This window comes from Streptomyces sp. JLSY215 (genome assembly GCF_059682825.1).
Window position 1 is genome coordinate 1,512,223 of the sequence record NZ_CM185022.1, and the last position, 15,776, is coordinate 1,527,998.

Genomic DNA, 15,776 nt, shown 5'->3' on the forward strand with positions numbered 1-15,776 from the left:
CGTACGGGGCCTGCGGGGTGCTGCGGCGCGTGCCGGGGACGGCCTCAGCCCTTGCGGGTCTTGACCTCTTCGGTGAGCGCCGGGACGACGTCGAAGAGGTCGCCGACCACGCCGTAGTCGACGAGGTCGAAGATCGGCGCCTCGGCGTCCTTGTTGATGGCGACGATGGTCTTCGAGGTCTGCATTCCGGCGCGGTGCTGGATCGCACCGGAGATGCCCGCCGCGATGTACAGCTGCGGCGAGACCGACTTACCGGTCTGGCCGACCTGGTTGGTGTGCGGGTACCAGCCGGCGTCCACCGCGGCACGGGAGGCGCCGACGGCCGCGCCGAGGGAGTCGGCGAGGGCCTCGATGACCGGGAAGTTCTCGGCGCCGTTGACGCCGCGGCCGCCGGAGACCACGATCGCGGCCTCGGTCAGCTCCGGGCGGCCGGTCGACTCGCGCGGAGTGCGCGAGACGATCTTGGTGCCCTTGGAGGAGTCGGCGATGGTCACCGCGAGCTGCTCGAGGGCACCGGCGGCCGGGGCGGCCTCGGGGGCGGCGGAGTTGGGCTTGACGGTGATGACCGGGGTGCCCGTGGTGATACGGGACTTGGTGGTGAACGACGCCGCGAAGACGGACTGCGTGGCCACCGGGCCCTCGTCGCCGGCCTCGACGTCGACGGCGTCGGTGATGATGCCGGACTCGATACGGAGCGCGAGGCGGGCCGCGATCTCCTTGCCCTCGGCGGAGGACGGCAGCAGCACCGCGGCCGGCGTGACCGCCTTGTAGGCGGCCTGGAGCGCGTCGACCTTGGGGGCGACGAGGTACTCGGCGAACTCGGGCGCGTCGGCGGCCAGCACCTTGACCGCGCCGTACTCGCCGAGGACCTTCGCGGCCTCCTCGGCGTTGGGACCGAGGTGCACGGCCACCGGGTCGCCGATGCGGCGGGCCAGGGTCAGCAGCTCGAGGGTGGGCTTGCGGACGGCACCGTCCACGTGGTCGACGTAGACAAGAACTTCAGCCATGGGATGACTCCTGCGGGAAGAATGAGGGCGGTTGAGAGGGGGCGGGCCTTAGATGAACTTCTGGCCCGCGAGGAACTCGGCCAGCTGCTTGCCGCCCTCGCCCTCGTCCTTGACGATCGTGCCCGCCGTACGGGCCGGACGCTCGGCGGCGTCCTCGACCTTGGTCCAGGCGCCTTCGAGGCCGACCTCGTCCGCCTCGATCTCCAGGTCCTCCAGGTCCAGCTCCTCCACCGGCTTCTTCTTGGCGGCCATGATGCCCTTGAAGGAGGGGTAACGCGCCTCACCCGACTGGTCGGTGACGGAGACGACGGCCGGCAGGGCGGCCTCGAGCTGCTCGCTGGCGGTGTCGCCGTCGCGGCGGCCGGTCACCTTGCCGTCGGCGACGGAGACCTCGGAGAGCTGGGTCACCTGGGGGACGTTGAGCCGCTCGGCGAGCAGCGCGGGCAGCACGCCCATCGTGCCGTCGGTGGAGGCCATACCGCAGACGACCAGGTCGTAGCCGACGTGCTCGATCGCCTTGGCGAGCACGAGCGAGGTGCCCAGCGCGTCGGTGCCGTGCAGGTCGTCGTCCTCGACGTGGACACCCTTGTCGGCGCCCATCGACAGCGCCTTGCGCAGCGCGTCGGAGGCGTCCTCGGGGCCGACGGTCAGGACCGTGATCTCCGCGTCGTCGGCGGCTTCCTTGATCTGCAGGGCCTGCTCGACCGCGTACTCGTCGAGCTCCGAGAGCAGGCCGTCCACGTCGTCGCGGTCGACGGTCAGGTCCTCGGCGAAGTGCCGGTCGCCGGTGGCGTCGGGCACGTACTTCACACAGACAACGATCCTCAAGCTCACGCCGGCTCTCCTACCTGCTTCGTCTCTTCAGAACTGCCTTGTGCTGGCAGCATAGGCGCCTGTTGGGGCGGCTCCGGGTCGGATACGGATCCCCGCGCCGACCCTCATATTACTCGCCAGTACATCCAGTCTTGTGCCCCGAATCAAGGCCGTTGAAATGTGACGTTGCCAACGGCCTTGACCGGGTGATGACGAAGCTTCGCGGGAACCCGTCAGTCCCGCAGCGCGTTGAAGCGACCCTGGTGATAGAGGAGCGGCCGGCCGGGTCCGGCGGGGTCGCCGACGACGGGCTGGGCGAGCACGATGCGATGGTCGCCGGCCGGGACCTTGGCCACGACCTTGCACACCAGCCAGGCCAGTACGCCGTCCAGCAGGGGCACGCCCTCGGGGCCGGGGCGCCAGGAGGTGGCCGGGCCGAAGCGGTCCGCGCCGCTGCGGGCGAAGGTGGCGGCCAGCTCCCGCTGATGCTCGCCGAGTATGTGGACGCCGATGTGCCCGGCCTCGGCGACGGTGGGCCAGCTGGAGGCGCCGGTGCCGATGCCGAACGACAGCAGCGGGGGTTCGGCGGCGACGGAGGTCAGGGAGGTGGCGGTGAAGCCGACGGGGCGGGAGCCGTGCGCGGTGATCACCGCGACGCCGGCGGCGTGCTGCCGGAAGACGGAACGCAGCAGGTCGGGGGTGGCGGTGCGGGGCGTGCCGAGGTCGGGCGAGGCCGTCATGGAGTTGTCCTTCTGGTGTGGTGTACGAGCCGAGGCAGGGCTGCCGGCAGCGGCGCGGCGGCCGGCAGCGGTGGTGTCGTCGCTGCTCACACGCTGGGACAGCGCGCGCTGGCGGTCCGCAGAAGGTCCACGTGCGCGCGTCCGTACAGAAGGGTTCCTGGCCGCATCACGTCAGACTGACGATGCTCGGCCCGCAGCGTCAAGTGGCGCCCGCCATCTGGGAGATCAATCACGGACGGCCGCACCCAAAGCGGCGATGACATCGGCCTTTCGCGGCTGACCCGCCGCGCGGCGCACGATCGCACCGCCCGCGTCCAGCACGAGCACGGTGGGGGTGCGCAGGATGTTCAGGCGCCGTACGAGATCCAGATGGGCCTCGGCGTCGACCTCCACATGCGCCACGCCCGCCACCATCTCCGCGACCTCCGCCAGGGTCCGCCGGGTGGCGCGGCAGGGCTGGCAGAAGGCGCTGGAGAACTGCACCAGCGTGGCCCGCTCCCCCAGCTCCGCGCCGATCTCGGCGGCTCCCAGCCGTGCCGTGCCCTGCGCGGCGGCGCGCCGCTTCCCGCCGTCCTGCCCGTACACCGTCAGCCTCCCGTTGCGGCGTTGGTGCCACACGCCGAAGGCGCTCGCCGCCGCGAGCACCGCGATGCACACCATGAGTCCGGTCATCTCAGCGTTCAGCATTCACGAGACCGCAAAGATTCCCGGCACCGGGTACCGACTTTTCTGCGGGAGAGTAGGGGCATGCCCAACGACAACCCCGACCTGCTCGACGTACGGGGCCCGCGGTTCGGCGCGGCGCTCACCTCCGTCGTCCTGGCGGCCGTGCTGATCACCGGAAGCGGTCCGCTGCTCGCCGTTCAGGCGCTGGTCTTCGCCACCGGAGCGGTGGCCGGTGTCCAGCACTCGCCCTACGCCTGGCTGTTCAAGACGGCGGTACGTCCCCGTCTGTCCCCTCCGGTGGAGTTCGAGAGCGCCGCGCCGCCGCGTTTCGCGCAGTGCGTGGGGTTGTTCTTCGCCCTGCTGGGGCTGGTGGGCTACACCGCCGGGCCGCAGTGGCTGGGCCTCGCGGCCACCGGCTGCGCGCTCGCCGCGGCGTTTCTCAACGCCGCCTTCGGGTTCTGCCTGGGCTGCGAGATGTATCTTCTCCTGCGGAGAGCCACCGGACGGACGGCCGGCTGAGCCGGTTGCGGCCGGTCTTCACGTGACGAGGATCTCCCGGCCGCACCATGCGGCACGCTGGCCGCGACGGCCGGGATCGGGCACGATCTCCCGAAGGCCGCACACTTACGGCTGCGTAAGTTACAGCTGTACACAGTCTTCGCCGGGAGAACCCTCCCCAGGCACAGAGAAGGGGTCCCCCGATATGGCCGAGCTCGTCTATCCGCCCGTGATCGGCGCCGCCCGTACCGTTTTCAAGGCGCTCGACCTGAAGTTCGACATCTCAGGGGCGGAGAACATTCCCCGCCGCGGCGGCGCGGTGCTGGTGAGCAATCACATCGGCTATCTCGACTTCGTCTTCGCGGGTCTGGCGGCACGGCCCGCCAAGCGGCTGGTGCGCTTCATGGCGAAGGAGTCGGTCTTCCGGCACAAGGTGTCGGGGCCGCTGATGCGCGCCATGAAGCACATACCGGTCGACCGCGCGCAGGGCATGCACGCCTACAAGCACGCGCTGAGCGCCCTGCGTTCCGGGGAGATCATCGGCGTCTTCCCCGAGGCGACCATCTCGGAGTCGTTCACCCTCAAGAACTTCAAGTCGGGCGCGGCGCGGCTGGCGCAGGAGGCCGGGGTGCCGCTGGTCCCGCTGGCACTGTGGGGCACCCAGCGGCTGTGGACCAAGGGCCACAAGCGCGATCTGGGCCGCAACCACTTCCCGATCACGATCCGGGTGGGCGAGCCGGTGGAGGCCGACGCCGCCGATCAGGCCGAGAAGATCACCGACCGGCTGCGGTCCCGCGTCCAGGACCTGCTGGAGGCGGCTCAGCGCGCCTACCCGGTACGACCCAAGGACGCCGAGGACACCTGGTGGATCCCGGCGCACCTCGGCGGCACCGCACCGGCCGCGCCCGGCGCGTAACCCCGCTCCGGTGACCGCCGGGCGGACCCGGCGGTCACTGCGACCAGACGTCACCGATCTCGACACGGGCGTCCGGGCAGGCCTTGAGCAGCGCCTCGGCCAGCTCGGCGCCCGCCGTCGTCAGCTCCTCCAGCGTCATCGGGGCCATCCGCTCCAGCAGGAACAGGGCGCTGACCGAGTCCTCGGTGAGGCGGGTGCGTACGCCCTGGCGCCAGTTCCAGCGACGGCAGGTGACGCCCTGGTCGTCGCACCAGACGACCTCGCCGGGCTCGGGGTGCTCGATGACCTCGACGCCGCCCGCCGCGGTCGCGAACGGCTCGTCGCCGGTGGCCCGTACGAGCCGCATGTCCCCCTGGATCCGGTCGAGGTCCTCGCCGCCGACGGGGATCAGATGCGCCACGCTGATGGCGTTGTAGAGGTCGACCAGGCGGTTGATGCGGGGCAGTCCGCCGTCCGCGAGGGCACGCTTGGCGAGCGCCTCGGCGGAGTTACGGGTCCGTGAGGGCTTGGTGCCGAAGGCGGTGTACGCGGCGCGCCAGGCGGCGATGTGCGGATCGTCCTGCGGGGCGCGGCCGCCGAGGCGGTCGGCCAGGCGGCGGGCGGCCTCGTCCAGCAGGGCCGAACCGGCCTCGTCGCTGGGGCCGTTGGTCAGCCCGTGCGCCTCGATGACGAGGTGGCCGAAGCCGGGGGCGAGAGCACGCACCTCGTCGGAGATGTGCAGGGGACGGGTCATCGGGTGCCGCCTCGGGGTTCGCTGGGAAGCCGGTGGAGACGGTCGGGCCGACCGTCTCCTGGGCATTGGAGCACGCCCGGGCACGGTGCGGCAAACTATACCTCTCGGTGCATCACGTTGCACCGACAGCTACGCTTTCGGCTGTCCCGCCATGAGGGCGTTTCGCCGTTACGCCTGCGGCCGCTTCGCTGCGCTTTGCCGGGGCCGTACGTTGTCGGCTGTCCCGCCGTGCCGTGTTCTCGCCGTTGCGCCTGCGGCGGGCGTGGTTTGTCGGGTGCGGTGCCACCCCTCCGGACTTCGTCCTGCGGGGTGGCCCCTCCCGTGAGTGGGTGAGTCTCGTGGGGGCGGGCGTTCCGTGACCGGTGCACCTGACCACCGACGCACGCCCCCACCGACCTCCTCCCACCACCCCCAACGGGGAGGGGCCGGGCCGCAGGACGGAGTCCGGAGGCCCGGCCCCTCAGCCGAACAGCCCCGCGCAAGCGGCACCAGCCCGCCGCAGGCGAACCCAGGGAAACCGCCTCGGCGGGCCAGCCGAAAACGTCGGCCCAGGCAAAGCGCAGCGAAGGGGCGCAGCGAAGGGGTGCAGCGAAAAGGCCACTAACGGGCGATCTCCTCCCGAATCGCCTCGAGGAACCCGTCCACGTCCTCCTCCGCCGTGTCGAACGAGCACATCCACCGCACCACGCCGGCCGCCTCGTCCCAGAAGTAGAAGCGGTAGCGCTTCTGCAGGCGCTCGCTGACGTCGTGCGGCAGGCGTGCGAAGACCGCGTTGGACTGCACCGGGTAGAGGATCTCGACGCCGTCGATCTTCCGCACGCCGGCCGCCAGGCGCTGCGCCATGGCGTTGGAGTGCCGGGCGTTGCGCAGCCACAGGTCCTTGGCGAGCAGGGCCTCCAGCTGGACGGAGACGAAGCGCATCTTCGAGGCCAGCTGCATGGACAGCTTGCGCAGATGCTTCATGGCCCGTACGGCGTCGGGGTTGAGGACGATCACCGCCTCGCCGAAGACGGCGCCGTTCTTCGTGGCGCCGCAGGAGAGGATGTCGACGCCCGCGGCATTGGTGAACGCCCGCATCGGAACGTCCAGCGTCGCCGCGGCGTTGGCTATCCGGGAGCCGTCGAGATGCACCAGCATGCCGCGCTCATGGGCGTGTTCGCAGATCGCCCGGACCTCGTCGGGGGTGTAGACCGTGCCGAGTTCGGTGGTCTGGGTGATCGAGACGACCTGTGGCATGGCGCGGTGCTCGTCGTCCCAGCCGAACGCCTGCCGGTCGATCAGGTCGGGGGTGAGCTTGCCGTCCTCGGTCGGCACGGTGAGCAGCTTGAGCCCGCCGACCCGCTCGGGTGCGCCGCACTCGTCGACGTTGATGTGCGCCGTCTCGGCGGCGATCACCGCGCCCCAGCGGTCGGTGACCGCCTGGAGGGCGACGACGTTGGCGCCGGTGCCGTTGAACACCGGGAACGCCTCGGCGCGCTGCCCGAAGTGGCTGCGGATGACGCGCTGGAGGTGTGCGGTGTAGTCGTCCTCGCCGTAGGCGACCTGATGGCCGCCGTTGGCGAGGGCGAGCGCGGCGAGGACCTCCGGGTGGGCGCCCGCGTAGTTGTCACTGGCGAAACCGCGTACCTGGGTGTCGTGGTGCTGCCGGGCGTCGGTTTTGTCTCCGCTCACGGCTCGGGGGTCAGCCACAGACGCTTTCCATTCACATCCTGGGCGGGCCGGTCCCAGACCTCGGCGATGGCCTCGGCCAGCTCCGTGACGTCCGTGAAGCCCGCGAACTTGGCGTTCGGTCGCTCGGCGCGCATCTGGTCGTTGACGAGCGCCTTCACGATCAGGATGGCAGCCGCGGCGCGCGGGCCCTCCTCACCCCCCGATTTGCGGAAGCCGTCCGCCATCGCGAGGGTCCAGGCCTCGGCGGCCGCCTTGGAGGCGGCGTAGGCGGCGTTGCCGCCGGTGGGCTTGGAGGCGCCGGCCGCACTGGTGAGGAGGAAGCGGCCGTTTCCGCTGCGTTCGAGGGCGTCGCAGAAGGCGAGCGAGGTGTGCTGGACGGTGCGGATGAGCAGCTTGTGCAGCACATCCCAGTCCGTCAGGTTGGTCTCCGCGAAGGTCGACGAGCCGCGCCAGCCGCCCACGAGGTGGACCAGGCCGTCGATCCGGCCGAACTCCTTCTCCGTACGGGTCGCCCATTCGCGGGTCTGGTCGAGGTCGAGGAGGTCGACGGTGTCCCCTATGACCGTGGCACCGCCGTGTGCGTAACGGGCCGCGTCGACGGCCTGCGCCAGCCGCTCGGGGTCGGAGTCGGAGCCGACCACCACCGCGCCCGCCTCGGCGAGCCGCAGCAGGGTGGCGCGCCCGGCCGGTCCGGCCGCTCCCGCCACCGCGATGACCGCGCCCTCCAGCGGCCCCTGGCCGCCCGTCGAAGTACCCATCTCCGTCGCCTCCTCGTCCTGCCCCTGGACGGCCGTCCGCCTGGTGGTGTTCCGCCCGGTCCTCACGCCGCCGCCAGGGTGCCGCTGTCGGCCGTGATGCCCTTGGTGGACTCGATCACCGTACGCAGCTTCTTGCGCAGCGCCTCGTAGAACATGCTGAGCGGGAACTCGTCCGCCAGCACGTCGTCCACGAGCTTCCGCGGCGGCTGGTCGAGGTCGAGGGCGTCGGGCCCCTTGGCCCAGACCGAGCCCGGGTGCGGTGCGAGGTAGGTCGAGACGAGGTCGTACGCGGCGAACCAGTGGACCAGCTTGGGCCGGTCGATGCCGTCGCGGTAGAGCTTCTCGATCTCGCCGCACAGCTGGTTGGTGACCTTGGGCGCCCGCTCCCAGTCGATGTGCAGTGTGTTGTCCGTCCAGCGTACGACGTCGTGCTTGTGCAGGTAGGCGAAGAGCAGCTGGCCGCCGAGCCCGTCGTAGTTGCGCACCCGGTCGCCGGTGACGGGGAACCGGAACATCCGGTCGAAGATCACCGCGAACTGCACATCACGCGCCTGGCGGTAGCCCTCGGCCTCCAGCTTCACGGCCTCCTTGAAGGCGGTGAGGTCGCAGCGCAGCTCCTCCAGGCCGTACATCCAGAACGGCTGCCGCTGCTTGATCATGAACGGGTCGAACGGCAGGTCGCCGTGGCTGTGGGTGCGGTCGTGCACCATGTCCCACAGGACGAAGGCCTCCTGGCAGCGCTCCTGGTCGTCGAGCATCGTGCGGATGTCCGGCGGGAGCGTGACGCCGAGCGTCTCGACGGCGGCCTCGCTGACCCGGCGGAAGCGGGCGGCCTCGCGGTCGCAGAAGATGCCGCCCCAGCTGAACCGTTCGGGGGCCTCGCGCACCGCGATGGTCTCGGGGAAGAGCACGGCGGAGTGGGTGTCGTAGCCCGCCGTGAAGTCCTCGAAGGTGATGCCGCAGAAGAGGGCGTTGTCGTAGCGGGTGCGCTCCAGCTCGGCGAGCCAGTCGGGCCAGACCATGCGCAGCACGACGGCCTCGAAGTTGCGGTCCGGGTTGCCGTTCTGCGTGTACATCGGGAACAGCACGAGGTGCTGGAGGCCGTCGGCGCGCTGCCGGGCGGGCTGGAAGGCGAGCAGGGAGTCGAGGAAGTCCGGCACGCCGAAGCCCTCGTCGGCCCAGCGGCGCAGATCGGCGAGGAGCGCCTGGTGATAGACGGCGTCGTGCGGGAGCAGCGGGGAGAGCTCACCCACGGCTCCTATGACGCGCTCGACCTCGCCGCGGACGGTGCCGGCGGACGGGGCGCCCGCCGCCTCCAGGTCGATCGAGCCGTCCTTGGACTGCCACGGGCGGATGGCCTCGACCGCGTCCTTGAGGACGGGCCACGCCGGGTGCTCGACCACACGCTCTGCGGTCGTGGCGCCCTCCGGGACACCCACAGGCGAAAGGATTTCCGTCATGACTGCCCTCCGGCGGTAGATCTTCTTGTCCGCCCACCGTAACCAGGCAAGGATCCGCCACTCAAGAGGAGCAGGTGAAAATTATTCTGCCGAGACCCGCCCTAGAGGCATTTTTTTCCTGCGAGTGGCGGCAACGTCAAGACGTTCTGCCCGTACTGGCAGCGGAATCCGGCATTCCTGCGGAGGTCGGAGCAAGGGCCAACCATGAAACCCCTAGGGGTGGTGTGGCATATGCCACACCACCCCTAGGAAGTCCCGTCCGGCCCGTGGACGGCCTGCCCTCTAGGCACCCGCAAAGCGCGGAATGACCTTTTCACCCCATTGGCGGATGGTCTCCAGGCAGACCTCCTGCGGCACCGTGCCCATCTGGATGAGACACATGACCTCGTCGGCGCCGGCCGCCTGCAGTCGCTCCACGTAGGCGATCGCGTCGTCGGCGGTGCCATAGGCGTGGTCGGCGTGGAAGGTGGCGGTGGAGGTGGGCCGCACGGGAATGCGCTGCTCGTTGAGGCGGGCCACGACCTGCTCGGCGGCCTGCTGCAGCTCGGCCTCGGCCTGGGCGGCGCTCGCGCCCGCCACGACGGCCTCGTCCGGCAGCCCGGCGCCGCCGTACCAGTAGCCGATCGACTGGGCGAAGAAGCGCTGACCGCGCAGTCCGACGGCGCGGGCGCGGTCACGGTCGTCGAGCACGATCGTCGGGCAGAGCACGGAGAAGTGATCATTGACCTCCGTGGAGACCAGCCGGTCGCCGGTGCGGGCCGCGCGCGCCGCGTCGTACGCGCGGCGCATCTCGGCGGTGGCCTCCGGCCCCGCGAAGCCCATGACCAGCGCGCCGAGGCCCATCTCGGCGGCCTGCCGCAGGGTGTCGACCCGGCTGCAGGCCAGGAACAGCGGCGGGTGCGGCATCTGTTGCGGGCGGGGCAGGATCGGATGCGGCGGGATGTCGATCAACTCACCGTGATACTCCAGCTCGTCGTCCTGCCAGGCCTTGCCGATGATGCGCAGCGCCTCCTGGACCTCCTGCGTCGTACGGTCCCGGTCGACGCCGCAGAGCGAGGTCTCCTGCTCGGTCCCGCCGCGCCCGGCGCCGAGGTCGAGCCGTCCGCCGGAGAGCAGATCGAGGGTGGCGGCGCGCTCGGCGACCCGCGCGGGATGGTTGAACCGGAACGGCATGCAGACCACGCCGTGGCCGATGCGGATGGTGCTGGTGCGGGCCGCGACCCAGGTCAGGAAGATCTCCGGGGCACTCATGTGCGCGTACCACTTCAGGGAGTGGTGCTCGACGGCCCAGATCCGGTCGAAGCCCATCCGCTCGGCGAGCACGGCCTGCTCGACGCTGTCGTGGAAGAGCTGATGCTCGCGCTCGACGGTCGGATCGGCGAGCTGGGCCTCGAAGATGACCGAGAACTTCATGGCGTCTCCCGGGGTTGCGTTCCGGCGAACTCCTTATTTCAATCAGTCATATGACTAGCCGTCATATCAGCAACAAGCAAGAGAAACGGCAGGGGGACGCGGCGCGGCTGCCGCTCACCGGGTGGGCGGTCCTCGGGCTGCTCTCCTTCCGCGGCGAGCGCACCGGTTACGAGCTGAAGAAGTGGGCCGACTCCTCGCTGCGGTTCTTCTACTGGTCGCCGGCCATCAGCCAGATCTACGCCGAGCTGCGGCGGCTGGAGGCCCTCGGGTACGCCACCTCGCGGCGCTCGGGCGCGGAGGAGCCGCGGGCCACCCGCCGCTACACGATCACCGAAGCCGGGCGCGGCGCGCTCGCCGCCTGGGCCGACGGCGCCGACGACCCCGGCGCCCCGGTCCTCAAGCATCCGCTGGTCCTGCGCGTCTGGCTGGGCCACCTCGCCGCCCCCGCCACCCTGCGCGCCCTGGTGGAGCAGCACATCGAGCGCACCCGCGGCGCGCTCAAGGAGGTACGGGACGCCCGGCTGCGCGCCGAGCGGGTACCGGAGTGGGAGTTCCCGCTGGTCGCGCTGGGCTGGAGCGAGCGGCAGCAGCTGGCGGAGCTGGAGCTGGCCGAGGCGATGCTGGCGGACCTGGACCGGCTGGGGGCGGCCCGGCAGGCGACGGGGGACGACGCGCCCACGGACGGGTGAGCGACGGCCGGGCCGCCGCGGCGCCGGGACCCCGGCCCCGGCGCCGCCGGTCGTTTCCCGGCCTTCGTCGGGCGGTGCGTAGACACCGCGGCGGCGGGGCACTCGTACGGTCTAGGGGGACTTGTCCCTACAGCGCCACGGCACAGAACGGATTAGGCTGTGCGCCATTTCGGACAGCAGTTTGTCGACGGTCGACACGTGCCGGCCGACACGTCCGGCCGACGCATTCCGGGCCGGCACATTCCAACCGACAGAAGCGAACCGACAGAAGCGAGGCAGCCTTGTCCTTTCTCACCATCGGACACCGCGGGGTCATGGGCGTCGAGCCGGAGAACACCCTGCGGTCCTTCGTGCGCGCCGAACGCGAAGGCCTCGACGTCATCGAACTCGATCTGCATCTGAGCAAGGACGGCGCGCTCGTGGTGATGCACGACGCGGACGTGGACCGGACGACCGACGGCACCGGCCCGATCGCCGAGCGCACGCTGGCCGAGCTGCGCGAGCTGGACGCCGGGCGGGGCGAGCGGATCCCGGTGTTCGAGGAGGTCGTGGAGGCGGTCAAGGCGCCGCTCCAGGCCGAGATCAAGGACGTGGCGGCCGCGCAGGCGCTGGCGGAGGTGATGCGCTCGCGCGATCTGACCGGCAGGATCGATGTGATCTCCTTCCACGACGAGGCGCTGGCCGCGATCCGCACGCTGCTGCCGGGCGTGCGTACCGCGCTGGTGGGCAGCCGCTACGGCACCGATGCCGTCGACCGCGCGCAGGCCGTCGGCGCGAGCATGCTCTCCCTGAACATCCGCCGACTCACCCTGGAGCTGGTCGAGCGCGCGCACGCCGCGCATCTGAAGGTCCTGGGCTGGACCGTCAACACCCACGACCAGCTCCGGCTCGCGCGCGGGCTGGGCCTGGACGGGGTGGTGACCGACCTGCCGGAGATCCGGCGGGCGGTGCGCTTCACCGCTTAACACGGCGCGGGGCCGGCCGTCCATACGCGGAAATCCGCAGTTCACAGGCGCGCAACGGTCATCCAGCATGCGGACGTTCGGCCCGGTGATCTCGACAGCGGGGCCGGTCCACTGCCAGTCTCCCGCCATGCGCCTCGTCAACCGCCCCCTTCGCCCCGCCACTTGGGCCGCCGCCACCGCCGTACTGCTCGCCGCGGCCGTCGGCTGCGCCCCGCAGGAGGAGTCCCCCGGTGGCGGTTCCGCCGCCGGGCCGGGCCGGTCCGGCTGTGACCGCGGCAAGCTGGCCACCGTGGCATCCGGCAAGCTCACGGTGGGCACCGACAAGCCCGCCTACGCACCCTGGTTCGCCGACGACGACCCGGCCAACGGCAAAGGTTTTGAATCGGCGGTCGCCTATGCCGTCGCCAAGCAGCTGGGCTACGGCAAGGACGCGGTGCGCTGGGAGACCGTGCCGTTCAACAACGCCTTCGCGCCCGGCGAGAAGAAATTCGACTTCGACATCAACCAGATCTCCATCAGCGCCTCGCGCAAGCAGGCCGTCGCCTTCTCCTCCGGGTACTACGACGTGCGGCAGGCGGTGGTCGCGCTGAAGGGCTCCCGGGCCGCGAAGGCCAGGAGCGTCGCCGATCTCAAGGACGCCAAGCTCGGCGCGCAGGTCGGCACCACCAGCCTCGACGTCATCAACGACACCATCCGTCCCAGCCAGTCCCCGGCCGTCTTCCAGAAGAACGACCTGGCCAAGTCCGCGCTGAAGAACGGCCAGGTCGACGCGGTCGTGGTGGATCTGCCGACCGCCTTCTACATCACCTCCGCCGAGGTCAAGGACGCCGAGGTCGTCGGGCAGTTCCGGACCGGCGGCGCGGCGAAGGAACAGTTCGGGCTGGTCCTGGACAAGGAGAGCCGGATCACGGGGTGTGTGACGGCCGCGGTGGACGCGCTGCGCAAGGACGGCACGCTGGCCGCGCTGGAGAAGAAGTGGCTGACCGACGCCGTCGCCGCACCGGTGCTGAAGTGACGTACGGAAAGATCGGCGAGGACGGCCGGTACGCAGTGCGGGGAGAGCGCGGCGAGCGGGTGCCGGAGAAGGAAGCGAGGGGCGACGACGCCTATGTGCCCTCTCCCCGGCGGATCGAGCGGGAGCGGTTCCGGCGGGCGCGGGCCCGGCGGGCGACCGCCATCGCCGCGCTGAGCACCCTGGTCACCGGCGTCGTCCTCTTCCTCGTCATCACCAACTCCCCCGGCTGGCCACGCACCCGTGCGACGTTCTTCAGCGCCGAGTACGCCCGCAAGGCGCTGCCGGAGGTGCTGGCGGGGCTGCTGCTGAATCTGCGGCTGCTGGTGGTGTGCGGGGCGGCGGTGCTGGTGATCGGCATGCTGCTGGCCGTCGCCCGGACGCTGCGCGGCCCGGTGTTCTTCCCGCTGCGCGCCCTGGCCACGGCGTACACCGACTTCTTCCGCGGGCTGCCGCTGATCATCTGTCTGCTGATGGTGGTCTTCGGCATCCCGGCGCTGCGGCTCCAGGGCGTGACCACCGATCCGGTGGTGCTCGGCGGCGCGGCGCTGGTGCTGACGTACTCCGCGTACGTGGCCGAGGTCTTCCGGGCCGGCATCGAGTCCGTCCACCCTTCGCAGCGGGCCGCGGCCCGGTCCCTGGGCCTGACCAGCGGCCAGGCGCTGCGCCATGTCGTACTGCCGCAGGCCGTACGGCGGGTGGTGCCGCCGCTCCTCAACGACCTGGTGTCGCTGCAGAAGGACACCGGTCTGGTCTCCATCGCGGGTGCGGTGGACGCGGTCTATGCGGCGCAGATCATCGCCGGCAAGGACTTCAACTACACGCCGTATGTCGTCGCCGGGCTGGTGTTCGTCGCGCTGACCATCCCGATGACGCGCTTCACGGACTGGGTCACCGCCCGAATGGACCGCCGGCGCGCCCAGGGAGGGACGGTATGAGGACGACGAAGGACGGCATCGAGGACCGGGACGGCACGGCCGGCGAGCCGGTGCTGCGGCTGGAGTCCGTACGCAAGACGTACGGGCGGGGCACGGTCGTCCTGCGGGATGTGGATCTCGACGTCGCCCCGCACACCGTGACCGCGCTGATCGGCGCCTCGGGGTCCGGCAAGTCCACCCTGCTGCGGTGCGCGAATCTGCTGGAGGAGATCGACGACGGCGCGATCTTCCTGGACGGCGTGGAGATCACCGACCCCCGGGCGGACGCGGACGCGGTACGGCGCCGGATCGGGGTGGTCTTCCAGGCCTACAACCTCTTCCCGCACATGACCGTGCTGGACAACATCACGCTGGCGCCGCGCCGGGTGCACGGCGTACCGCGGGCCGAGGCGGAGGCGCGCGCCCAGGAACTGCTGGGGCGCCTGGGGCTCGGCGGGAAGGCGGGCGAGTACCCGGACCGGCTCAGCGGCGGGCAGCAGCAGCGGGTGGCCATCGTGCGCGCGCTGGCGGCCCGGCCCCGGCTGCTCCTGCTGGACGAGATCACCGCGGCGCTCGACCCGGAGCTGGTCGGCGAGGTGCTCGGGGTCGTCCGCGACCTCAAGGAGGACGGTATGACGATGGTCATCGCCACCCATGAGATGGGCTTCGCCCGGGAAGTGGCCGACCAGGTGTGCTTCCTGGACGGCGGGGTGGTGCTGGAGCGCGGCGCGCCCGAGGAGGTCTTCGGCGACCCGCAGCAGGAGCGCACCCGGCAGTTCCTGGAGCGGATCATCGCGGGCGGGCGGCTGTAGGCCCTTCCGCCGCTGGTCCGCCGGACCGGGCCGCCGCCCCGGACGTCAGCCGAGCGTCTTGACCAGCAGCTCGAACTCCAGGTCCGCGCGCTGCGGGACGCCGAACCGCTCGTCGCCGTACGGGAACGGGGTGAGTTCGCCGGTGCGCCGGTAGCCGCGGCGCTCGTACCAGGCGATCAGCTCCTCGCGCTGGCGGATGACCGTCATCCGCATCTCGCGGGCGCCCCACAGGGCCCGCGCGGTCCGCTCCGCCTCGGCGATGATCACCTTGCCGAGGCCGCCGCCCTGCAGCGTCGGGCGGACCGCGAACATGCCGAAGTAGGCGTGGTCACCGCGGTGTTCGAGCTGGCAGCAGGCGATCAGTTCGCCGTCGCGCTCGGCGATCAGCAGCCGGCCCGTGTCGTTGCGGACCACGGCGGCGACGCCGTCCGGGTCGGTGCGCTGCCCCTCCAGCAGATCCGCCTCCGTCGTCCAGCCGGCCCGGCTCGCGTCCCCGCGGTACGCCGACTCGATGAGCCCGACGAGTCCGGGTATGTCGGCATCGACGGCGGTACGGAAGGTCAGCTCGCTGGTGGACGGCATGGTGTACGGGATCCTCTCGGGCCGGGCGGAGGGGTGCGGGGAGGGCCGGAGGGGTGAAGCTCCGGAACTCCCTTGGAGGCTAACAAGAGGCGCGACCGCCATGTCAGGGCCTTTCGTCCCTCCC

Annotated in this window: 17 protein-coding genes; 7 read left to right on the forward strand and 10 right to left on the reverse strand. The window is 71.1% G+C overall.

Annotated features, from left to right (window positions below):
* Nucleotides 1-44: 44 nt before the first annotated feature.
* The 4 genes from AC5677_RS06770 to AC5677_RS06785 form a co-directional block, all read right to left on the reverse strand.
* Nucleotides 45-1,007 carry an electron transfer flavoprotein subunit alpha/FixB family protein gene (locus AC5677_RS06770; protein WP_497194098.1) on the reverse strand — a complete coding sequence of 321 codons (963 nt, stop codon included), beginning with the start codon at nt 1,005-1,007 and terminating at the stop codon, nt 45-47.
* A 48-nt stretch (nt 1,008-1,055) separates the two neighbouring features.
* Nucleotides 1,056-1,841, reverse strand: a complete 786-nt coding sequence (locus AC5677_RS06775; protein ID WP_497194099.1) for an electron transfer flavoprotein subunit beta/FixA family protein — start codon at nt 1,839-1,841, stop codon at nt 1,056-1,058.
* A gap of 212 nt (nt 1,842-2,053) precedes the next feature.
* Complete coding sequence (locus AC5677_RS06780) at nt 2,054-2,560, reverse strand: flavin reductase family protein (protein WP_497194100.1); 507 nt, start codon at nt 2,558-2,560, stop codon at nt 2,054-2,056.
* Between the two features lie 225 nt (nt 2,561-2,785).
* On the reverse strand, nt 2,786-3,232 hold the full coding sequence (locus AC5677_RS06785; protein WP_497196532.1) for a thioredoxin family protein: 447 nt from the start codon (nt 3,230-3,232) through the stop codon (nt 2,786-2,788).
* Between the two features lie 75 nt (nt 3,233-3,307).
* Here AC5677_RS06785 and AC5677_RS06790 point away from each other — a divergent pair, with 75 nt between their 5' ends.
* Nucleotides 3,308-3,745: a DUF4395 domain-containing protein gene (locus tag AC5677_RS06790; protein ID WP_497194101.1), complete on the forward strand. Its 438-nt coding sequence runs from the start codon at nt 3,308-3,310 to the stop codon at nt 3,743-3,745.
* 184 nt (nt 3,746-3,929) lie between these two features.
* Nucleotides 3,930-4,640: a lysophospholipid acyltransferase family protein gene (locus AC5677_RS06795; RefSeq protein ID WP_497194102.1), complete on the forward strand. Its 711-nt coding sequence runs from the start codon at nt 3,930-3,932 to the stop codon at nt 4,638-4,640.
* Between the two features lie 34 nt (nt 4,641-4,674).
* Here the strand turns inward: AC5677_RS06795 and AC5677_RS06800 are convergent, their stop codons facing one another.
* From AC5677_RS06800 to AC5677_RS06820, 5 genes are all read right to left on the reverse strand, one after another.
* A complete protein-coding gene (locus AC5677_RS06800) occupies nt 4,675-5,373 on the reverse strand; it encodes a B3/B4 domain-containing protein (protein ID WP_497194103.1) in 699 nt (232 codons plus the stop codon).
* Between the two features lie 600 nt (nt 5,374-5,973).
* Nucleotides 5,974-7,044, reverse strand: a complete 1,071-nt coding sequence (locus AC5677_RS06805) for a threonine aldolase family protein (protein WP_497194104.1) — start codon at nt 7,042-7,044, stop codon at nt 5,974-5,976.
* Nucleotides 7,041-7,802, reverse strand: a complete 762-nt coding sequence (locus tag AC5677_RS06810) for an SDR family NAD(P)-dependent oxidoreductase (RefSeq protein ID WP_497194105.1) — start codon at nt 7,800-7,802, stop codon at nt 7,041-7,043. Before AC5677_RS06810 ends, AC5677_RS06805 begins: the two co-directional genes overlap by 4 nt.
* 62 nt (nt 7,803-7,864) lie before the next feature.
* Complete coding sequence (locus AC5677_RS06815) at nt 7,865-9,262, reverse strand: DUF6421 family protein (protein WP_497194106.1); 1,398 nt, start codon at nt 9,260-9,262, stop codon at nt 7,865-7,867.
* 282 nt (nt 9,263-9,544) lie between these two features.
* Complete coding sequence (locus AC5677_RS06820) at nt 9,545-10,675, reverse strand: LLM class flavin-dependent oxidoreductase (protein ID WP_497194107.1); 1,131 nt, start codon at nt 10,673-10,675, stop codon at nt 9,545-9,547.
* A 50-nt stretch (nt 10,676-10,725) separates the two neighbouring features.
* On the opposite strand from AC5677_RS06820, the gene AC5677_RS06825 reads away from it, so the two are divergent.
* The 5 genes from AC5677_RS06825 to AC5677_RS06845 all read left to right on the forward strand — a co-directional run bounded on the left by AC5677_RS06825 (nt 10,726) and on the right by AC5677_RS06845 (nt 15,070).
* Nucleotides 10,726-11,364, forward strand: a complete 639-nt coding sequence (locus AC5677_RS06825; RefSeq protein WP_497194108.1) for a PadR family transcriptional regulator — start codon at nt 10,726-10,728, stop codon at nt 11,362-11,364.
* Between the two features lie 281 nt (nt 11,365-11,645).
* Nucleotides 11,646-12,329, forward strand: a complete 684-nt coding sequence (locus AC5677_RS06830; protein ID WP_403505035.1) for a glycerophosphodiester phosphodiesterase — start codon at nt 11,646-11,648, stop codon at nt 12,327-12,329.
* Nucleotides 12,330-12,456: 127 nt separating this feature from the next.
* Nucleotides 12,457-13,344 (forward strand): ABC transporter substrate-binding protein, encoded by an 888-nt coding sequence (locus AC5677_RS06835; protein WP_497194109.1) that lies wholly within the window; start codon nt 12,457-12,459, stop codon nt 13,342-13,344.
* Nucleotides 13,345-13,403: 59 nt separating this feature from the next.
* The gene (locus AC5677_RS06840) at nt 13,404-14,279 is read left to right on the forward strand and encodes an amino acid ABC transporter permease (RefSeq protein WP_497196533.1); all 876 of its coding nucleotides are present in this window, start codon (nt 13,404-13,406) and stop codon (nt 14,277-14,279) included.
* The gene (locus AC5677_RS06845; RefSeq protein WP_497194110.1) at nt 14,276-15,070 is read left to right on the forward strand and encodes an amino acid ABC transporter ATP-binding protein; all 795 of its coding nucleotides are present in this window, start codon (nt 14,276-14,278) and stop codon (nt 15,068-15,070) included. The genes AC5677_RS06840 and AC5677_RS06845 overlap by 4 nt, the downstream gene beginning before the upstream one ends.
* Nucleotides 15,071-15,115: 45 nt before the next feature.
* Here the strand turns inward: AC5677_RS06845 and AC5677_RS06850 are convergent, their stop codons facing one another.
* A complete protein-coding gene (locus AC5677_RS06850) occupies nt 15,116-15,652 on the reverse strand; it encodes a GNAT family N-acetyltransferase (protein WP_497194111.1) in 537 nt (178 codons plus the stop codon).
* Nucleotides 15,653-15,776: the final 124 nt, after the last annotated feature.

What these genes read in the sequence shown, in the direction of transcription:
- AC5677_RS06770 (WP_497194098.1), bottom strand. Translation starts at nt 1,007, where the DNA reads ATGGCTGAAGTTCTTGTCTACGTCGACCACGTGGACGGTGCCGTCCGC.
- AC5677_RS06780 (WP_497194100.1), bottom strand. Translation starts at nt 2,560, where the DNA reads ATGACGGCCTCGCCCGACCTCGGCACGCCCCGCACCGCCACCCCCGAC.
- AC5677_RS06785 (WP_497196532.1), bottom strand. Translation starts at nt 3,232, where the DNA reads ATGACCGGACTCATGGTGTGCATCGCGGTGCTCGCGGCGGCGAGCGCC.
- AC5677_RS06790 (WP_497194101.1), top strand. Translation starts at nt 3,308, where the DNA reads ATGCCCAACGACAACCCCGACCTGCTCGACGTACGGGGCCCGCGGTTC.
- AC5677_RS06795 (WP_497194102.1), top strand. Translation starts at nt 3,930, where the DNA reads ATGGCCGAGCTCGTCTATCCGCCCGTGATCGGCGCCGCCCGTACCGTT.
- AC5677_RS06800 (WP_497194103.1), bottom strand. Translation starts at nt 5,373, where the DNA reads ATGACCCGTCCCCTGCACATCTCCGACGAGGTGCGTGCTCTCGCCCCC.
- AC5677_RS06810 (WP_497194105.1), bottom strand. Translation starts at nt 7,802, where the DNA reads ATGGGTACTTCGACGGGCGGCCAGGGGCCGCTGGAGGGCGCGGTCATC.
- AC5677_RS06815 (WP_497194106.1), bottom strand. Translation starts at nt 9,262, where the DNA reads ATGACGGAAATCCTTTCGCCTGTGGGTGTCCCGGAGGGCGCCACGACC.
- AC5677_RS06820 (WP_497194107.1), bottom strand. Translation starts at nt 10,675, where the DNA reads ATGAAGTTCTCGGTCATCTTCGAGGCCCAGCTCGCCGATCCGACCGTC.
- AC5677_RS06825 (WP_497194108.1), top strand. Translation starts at nt 10,726, where the DNA reads ATGACTAGCCGTCATATCAGCAACAAGCAAGAGAAACGGCAGGGGGAC.
- AC5677_RS06835 (WP_497194109.1), top strand. Translation starts at nt 12,457, where the DNA reads ATGCGCCTCGTCAACCGCCCCCTTCGCCCCGCCACTTGGGCCGCCGCC.
- AC5677_RS06845 (WP_497194110.1), top strand. Translation starts at nt 14,276, where the DNA reads ATGAGGACGACGAAGGACGGCATCGAGGACCGGGACGGCACGGCCGGC.
- AC5677_RS06850 (WP_497194111.1), bottom strand. Translation starts at nt 15,652, where the DNA reads ATGCCGTCCACCAGCGAGCTGACCTTCCGTACCGCCGTCGATGCCGAC.